Origin of the sequence: Streptomyces caelestis (assembly GCF_001279005.1) — a bacterium.
Taxonomy (GTDB): Bacteria; Actinomycetota; Actinomycetes; order Streptomycetales; family Streptomycetaceae; genus Streptomyces; species Streptomyces heliomycini.
Genome location: NZ_LGCN01000110.1, coordinates 1 through 330, shown reverse-complemented (window position 1 = coordinate 330; position 330 = coordinate 1). Strand labels below are relative to the sequence as shown.

The following is a 330-nucleotide window of genomic DNA, read 5'->3' as shown; positions in this document are numbered from 1 at the left end:
TGCCGGAGGAGGCGACGCTGCCGGCCGACCGGCCGCGTCCCGCCGTCGCCTCCTATCGCGGGGCCACCCACGAGGTGACCGTTCCCGCCGTCACGCATGTGGCGTTGACCGGGCTGGCGCGTGAGACCGGGACCACTTTGTTCATGGTCGCTCAGGCGGCTGTGGCGACCGTGCTGGCGCGGTGTGGTGCGGGTGTGGATGTTCCGATCGGTTCGCCGGTCGCGGGCCGTACGGATGAGGCTCTCGACGATCTCGTGGGTTTCTTCGTCAATACGTTGGTCCTGCGGACGGATGTGGGTGGTGATCCCACCTTCCGTGAGTTGTTGGCCC

The 330-nt window shown here is 68.2% G+C and carries 1 protein-coding gene; it reads left to right on the top strand.

The window, feature by feature from the left end:
- The coding region (locus ADK41_RS10745) for a condensation domain-containing protein (RefSeq protein ID WP_159043960.1) at nt 1-330 on the top strand (330 nt) is incomplete at both ends.